Origin of the sequence: Streptomyces sp. 351MFTsu5.1, from assembly GCF_000383655.1 — a bacterium.
Classification (GTDB): domain Bacteria; phylum Actinomycetota; class Actinomycetes; order Streptomycetales; family Streptomycetaceae; genus Streptomyces; species Streptomyces griseorubiginosus.
Genome location: NZ_KB911815.1, coordinates 1 through 5,146, shown reverse-complemented (window position 1 = coordinate 5,146; position 5,146 = coordinate 1). Strand labels below are relative to the sequence as shown.

The window sequence follows — 5,146 nt, the reverse complement described above, 5'->3', positions numbered from 1 at the left end:
CGCAGCTTGACCCGGCACAGGTTCAGCACCGCATGCTGCATCGCCACGTTCACCCGCTGCCCCCGCCCCGTCCGCTCCCTTTGAAGGAGTGCGGCAAGGATCCCGGCCACGGCATGCACTCCGGTGCCGGAGTCCCCGATCTGCGCCCCCGTCGCCATCGGCGGCCCGTCCGGGAACCCGGTCGTCGCCATCGACCCGCCCATCGCCTGCGCCACCACCTCATACGCCTTGAACCCCGTATAAGGCCCCTCCCCGAAACCCTTGATCGACGCATACACGATCCGCGGGTTGATCTCCCGGATCCGTTCCCACGGGAACCCCATCCGATCCACCGCACCCGGACCGAAGTTCTCCACCAGCACATCCGCACCACGGACCAACGCGGTCAGGATCTCCCGCCCCCGCTCCGTCTTCACGTTCAACGTGATACTGCGCTTGTTGCAGTTCAGCATCGTGAAATACAACGAGTCCGCCTCCGGCACATCCCGCAGCTGCCCCCGCGTGACATCCCCGCCCGGCGCCTCCACCTTCACCACATCCGCCCCCAGCCACGCCAGCAACTGCGTCGCCGACGGACCCGACTGCACATGCGTCATGTCCAACACCCGCACACCATCAAGAGCCAACGTCGTCATGGGTCACCTCACCGTCAGCAGGCTTGGGTTCGGCACATTGCATACAGTCGACGAATACTGTATGAAGATTGTTATCCCGCATCACGTGGGTGATGTCCAGGGGGCGTGCAGCACTTTTAGGTCGTGCACTTTTGAGACGGGAGCCGAACCATGGACCTGTACGAGCACGAAGCCCGCGCCCTCTTCGAGGAGCACGGGATCCCGGTGCCGAGGGCGGAGGTCACCGACTCGCCCCAGGAGGCCCGCGCCGTCGCCCGCCGACTGGGCGGAAGTGTCGTCGTCAAGGCGCAGGTCAGGACGGGAGGCCGGGGCAAGGCGGGCGGGGTGCGGCTCGCCGCCGATCCCGCGGAGGCCGAACGGACGACCCGTCGGATCCTCGGCATGGACATCAAGGGGCACCGGGTCGACAAGGTCATGCTCGCTCAACCCGTCGACATCGAGACGGAGTTCTACGTCGCCTACGCCCTCGACCGCGCGGCGGGCCGGTTCGTCGCCGTCGCCTCGGCGGCCGGCGGCATGGACATAGAGGAGGTCGCCGCCACCCGCCCCGAAGCGGTGGTCCGCATCCCCGTCGACTCCGCGGAGGGCGTCACCTCGGCCAAGGCCGGCGTGATCGCAGAGGCGGCCGGGCTGCCCCCGCAGACCGTCGACGTCCTCGTACGGCTGTGGGAGGTGCTGGTCCGCGAGGACGCACTCCTCGTCGAGGTCAACCCGCTCGTCCGCACCCGGCAGGGGCAGATCCTCGCCCTCGACGGCAAGGTCACCCTCGACGACAACGCCCGCTTCCGGCAGGCCCGTTGGGGCACCGACAGCAGTTCCTACGACGATCCCCTGGAGGCGGCCGCGGCAGCGAAGGGCCTCACCTACGTCAAGCTCGACGGCGAGGTCGGCGTCATCGGCAACGGAGCGGGGCTGGTCATGTCGACCCTCGACGTGGTCGCCGGCTGCGGTGCCCGGCCGGCCAACTTCCTCGACATCGGCGGCGGCGCCTCGGCCCAGGTCATGGCGGACGGGCTGTCGGTCATCCTCTCCGACCCGGCCGTGAAGTCCGTGTTCGTCAACGTCTTCGGCGGGATCACCGCCTGCGACGCGGTGGCCGACGGCATCGTCAGGGCCCTGGAGGAGGTCCGGCCGACCAAGCCGCTGGTCGTGCGCCTCGACGGCAACAACGCGGCCCGCGGGCGGACCGTCCTCGACGAGCACGCCCACCCTCTCGTCGAGCAGGCCACCACGATGGACGGCGCCGCCCGGCGCGCCGCCGAACTCGCCCACACCGGCTGAAGGAGCGGGACATGGCCATCTTCCTGACCAAGGAGTCCAGGGTCCTCGTCCAGGGCATGACCGGCGGCGAGGGCATGAAACACACCCGGCGCATGCTCGCCGCCGGCACGAACGTGGTCGGCGGCGTCAACCCGCGCAAGGCCGGCCGGGCCGTCGACTTTGACGACCGAGTCGTACCCGTCTTCGGCTCGGTCGCCGACGGCATCCGGGCGACCGGAGCCGACGTCACCGTCGTCTTCGTGCCACCCGCCTTCACCAAGGCGGCCGTTGTGGAGGCCGCCGACGCCGGGATCGGTCTCGCCGTCGTCATCACCGAGGGCGTCCCCGTCCACGACACCGTGGCCTTCACCTCGTACGCCAAGAACAAGGGGACACGGATCATCGGACCCAACTGTCCGGGGCTGATCACCCCCGGACAGTCCGACGCGGGCATCATCCCGGCCGACATCACCCGTTCCGGCCGGGTCGGGCTGGTGTCGAAGTCGGGCACGCTCACCTACCAACTCATGCACGAGCTGCGGGACATCGGCTTCTCCACCTGTGTCGGCATCGGCGGTGACCCCGTCGTCGGCACCAGCCACATCGACTGCCTGGCCGCCTTCCAGGACGACCCCGACACCGAACTCGTCGTCCTCATCGGGGAGATCGGCGGTGACGCGGAGGAACGGGCGGCCGCGTACATCCGCGACCACGTCACCAAGCCCGTCGTCGGCTACATCGCCGGCTTCACCGCGCCCGAGGGCCGGACCATGGGCCACGCCGGCGCCATCGTGTCCGGCTCCGCGGGCACGGCCCGGGCGAAGAAGGAGGCGCTGGAAGCGGTCGGCGTCAAGGTCGGCGACACCCCGACCGAAACGGCCCGCCTCGTGCTCTCCCTGCTGGACACCGTTCGCAAGGCCCCTCAGGCCTGACCGAACCACGCAACGCGTCCACGGAACAGGTCCGTTGCGACCCCCGACACCCCGCCCCCGACTGTGCACCGAGAGCGGAGACATCGCATGACAACCACCCTCAACTCCACCCGTCTCGTGGTGAAGTCCGGTACCTCCTGGAACGACGCCTGGCAGCGCTGCCTCGCCGTCGCCCCGGAGGCCTTCCGCGACGACCGCGTCCTCAACCTCTGGGGATCCGCCTGGCGGGCCGACGGCCGGGCGCTGCCCGCCACCAGCCCCGTCGACGGCAGCCCCATCGCCGGTCCGCCGCGCCTGGACCGGGAAGCCGCCCACCAGGCCGTCCGCGCCTCCCTCGACCAGCACCGCGCCTGGCGGCACATCCGCCTCGAAGAACGCCGGGCCCGGGTCGCCGCCACCCTCGACGCCCTCACCGAGCACCGCGAACTCCTCGCCCTCCTCCTGGTCTGGGAGATCGGCAAGCCGTGGCGGCTCGCACAGGCCGACGTCGACCGGGCCATCGACGGCGTGCGCTGGTACGTCGACGGCATCGAGCCGATGGTCCGGGGCCGGGTCCCGCTCGACGGCCCGGTGTCCAACATCGCCAGCTGGAACTACCCGATGAGCGTGCTCGTCCACGCCCTGCTGGTCCAGGCGCTGGCGGGCAACGCGGTCATCGCCAAGACCCCGACCGACGGCGGCGTCGCCTGCCTCACCCTGGCCTGCGCGCTCGCCGCCCGCGAGGGCATCCCCGTCACCCTCGTCAGCGGCAGCGGGGGAGAGCTGTCCGAGGCACTGGTGCGGGCGCCCGAGATCGGCTGCGTCTCCTTCGTCGGCGGCCGCGACACCGGCGCAGCCGTCGCCACCGCCGTCGCCGACCTCGGCAAACGGCACATCCTCGAACAGGAAGGGCTCAACACCTGGGGCATCTGGAACCACACCGACTGGGACGCCCTCACCGCCGTCATCCCCAAGCTCTTCGACTACGGCAAGCAGCGCTGCACCGCCTACCCGCGTTTCGTCGTCCAGCGCGAGCTGTTCGACGAGTTCCTCGCGGCCTACCTCCCCGCGGTGCGCACCCTGCGCCTCGGACACCCGCTCGCCGTCGAGAACCCCGACGACCCCTACCCCTCGCTCGACTTCGGCCCGGTGATCAACGCGGCCAAGGCGAAGGAACTGCGGGACCAGGTCGCCGAGGCCATCGACCGTGGCGCGGTCCCCGTGCACCGCGGCAGCGAGGCCGACGCCCGCTTCCTGGCAGGACAGGACACCTCGGCGTACGTCCAGCCGGTCACCCTCCTCAACCCGCCCCCCTCCTCGCCCCTGCACCACGCGGAACCCTTCGGCCCGGTCGACACCGTCGTCCTGGTCGACACGGAAGCGGAACTGCTGGCCGCCATGAACGCCTCCAACGGCGCCCTCGTCGCCACCCTCTCTACCGACGACCGGGCGACCTTCGACCGACTTGCCCCGCAGATCCGGGCGTTCAAGGTCGGACACGGCACCCCGCGCTCCCGCGGCGACCGCGACGAACTCTTCGGCGGCTTCGGAGCCTCCTGGCGCGGCGCCTTCGTCGGCGGTGAACTCCTGGTGCGCGCGGTCACCCGGGGACCCGCCGGCGAACGGCTGCCCGGCAACTTCCCCGAGTACCAGCTGATGCCGTGAGACGCCGACCGACACACGACGACGCAGGGATGAGGTACCGAGCATGACGTTGGCTCTTGATGGTGTGCGGGTGTTGGACATGACGCATGTGCAGTCGGGTCCGTCGGCGACGCAGTTGCTGGCGTGGCTGGGGGCGGATGTGGTGAAGGTGGAGGCGCCGGGCGGGGATGTCACGCGGGGGCAGCTGCGGGATGTGCCGGAGGCGGACTCGTTGTATTTCACGATGCTGAACTGCAACAAGCGCAGTATCACGTTGAACGTGAAGACGGAGCGGGGGCGGGAGATCCTGACCGCGTTGGTCCGTGGTGCGGATGTGCTGGTGGAGAACTTCGGTCCGGGTGCGGTGGATCGGATGGGGTTCCCGTGGGAACGGATCCGGGAGATCAACCCGCGGATCGTGTATGCGTCGATCAAGGGTTTCGGGGAGGGGCCTTATACGGGGTTCAAGGCGTATGAGGTGGTGGCGCAGGCGATGGGCGGGTCGATGGCGACGACCGGGTTCCCGGACGGGCCGCCGATGGCGACGGGGGCGCAGATCGGGGACTCCGGCACCGGAGTGCATGCCGTGGCCGGGATCCTTGCCGCACTCCTTCAAAGGGAGCGGACGGGGCGGGGGCAGCGGGTGAACGTGGCGATGCAGCATGCGGTGCTGAACCTGTGCCGGGTCAAGCTGCG

The 5,146-nt window shown here is 70.1% G+C and carries 5 protein-coding genes; 4 read left to right on the top strand and 1 reads right to left on the bottom strand.

Annotation, left to right across the window (positions count from 1 at the left end):
* The coding region (locus tag H295_RS0142430; protein WP_020141445.1) for a CoA transferase at positions 1-635 on the bottom strand (635 nt) is incomplete at its 3' end.
* Between the two features lie 150 nt (positions 636-785).
* Here H295_RS0142430 and sucC point away from each other — a divergent pair.
* The 4 genes from sucC to H295_RS0142410 form a co-directional block, all read left to right on the top strand.
* Positions 786-1,916 (top strand): ADP-forming succinate--CoA ligase subunit beta, encoded by a 1,131-nt coding sequence (gene sucC, locus H295_RS0142425; RefSeq protein WP_020141444.1) that lies wholly within the window; start codon positions 786-788, stop codon positions 1,914-1,916.
* Between the two features lie 11 nt (positions 1,917-1,927).
* Positions 1,928-2,827: a succinate--CoA ligase subunit alpha gene (gene sucD / locus H295_RS0142420; RefSeq protein ID WP_020141443.1), complete on the top strand. Its 900-nt coding sequence runs from the start codon at positions 1,928-1,930 to the stop codon at positions 2,825-2,827.
* 87 nt (positions 2,828-2,914) lie between these two features.
* The gene (locus H295_RS0142415; RefSeq protein WP_020141442.1) at positions 2,915-4,471 is read left to right on the top strand and encodes an aldehyde dehydrogenase family protein; all 1,557 of its coding nucleotides are present in this window, start codon (positions 2,915-2,917) and stop codon (positions 4,469-4,471) included.
* A 43-nt stretch (positions 4,472-4,514) separates the two neighbouring features.
* Positions 4,515-5,146 (top strand): CoA transferase (locus tag H295_RS0142410; RefSeq protein WP_020141441.1); only part of this gene is annotated, 632 nt, incomplete at its 3' end.